This is a genomic window from Pseudoalteromonas porphyrae (assembly GCF_001298125.1).
GTDB classification, from domain to species: Bacteria; Pseudomonadota; Gammaproteobacteria; order Enterobacterales; family Alteromonadaceae; genus Pseudoalteromonas; species Pseudoalteromonas neustonica.
The window spans coordinates 1-781 of the sequence record NZ_LHPH01000074.1 but is presented as its reverse complement, the minus strand read 5'-3'; the positions used below and the strand labels follow the sequence as shown (position 1 = coordinate 781).

Annotated in this window: 2 protein-coding genes; both read left to right on the top strand. The window is 45.0% G+C overall.

The features are described from left to right. Positions 1 to 336: tyrosine-type recombinase/integrase (locus ADS77_RS21210; protein ID WP_152960665.1), on the top strand; the 336-nt coding region annotated here is incomplete at its 5' end. Further along, on the top strand, positions 333 to 781 hold a 449-nt coding region (locus ADS77_RS21205; RefSeq protein WP_200909667.1), incomplete at its 3' end, for a transposase zinc-binding domain-containing protein. The genes ADS77_RS21210 and ADS77_RS21205, both read left to right, overlap by 4 nt.

Below are 781 nucleotides of genomic sequence, written 5' to 3'. Positions count from 1 at the left end.
GATAGTGTACTGAATCAATTACGTTGTTACTGGAAAATGTATCACCCAACGGGTTGGATGTTTTACTCGCGATTGTTAATGGATAAACCTATGTCAGCATCGACCTTCAGGAAGCCATTGAGAAAACACGCACAAGCGTGTGGTTTAGCGCACTGTAATCCACATGCCTTACGCCATGCTTATGCAACACATCAACTTGAATCAGGTATGCCACTTCATCAACTGCAACACCAGCTTGGTCACAGTGAYATTARAACSAYRCAAAGTTACTTACACTGGTTACCTGAATTAGGGCATGGCGGCATTGATTTGCTTGCGGGTTGGAGTAAACAATGAGCGCTTTGCATCTCGCTGATATTTTAAACTCAAATCTTGAGAGTTATCGGCAACATCATACGATGAGCTATCAACAACTGCGTGTCTGTCAGCACCTGCAATCATGCAGAACGGGTCAGTTAGGTTACCAAGCATGGCAATGTGATAGCTGTGGTGAGTCGCAAAAGATTGGGTGTAGTTGTCGAGACCGCCATTGTCCACGTTGCCAAGGGATGGCTACGGCTAAATGGGTGCAAAAACAGCAGGAAGATTTATTACCGTGTCGGTATTTCCACCTTGTTTTTACGCTCCCGCATGAGTTAAATATCATTGCGCACTACAACCCAAACGCGTTGTATCAGTGTTTATTTAAAGCCGCATGGCAAACGCTGAGCAAATTTGCGAAACGAAAGAGGCATGGTCAGTTAGGTATGACAAGCGTACTGCATACGTGGGGGCAGAACTT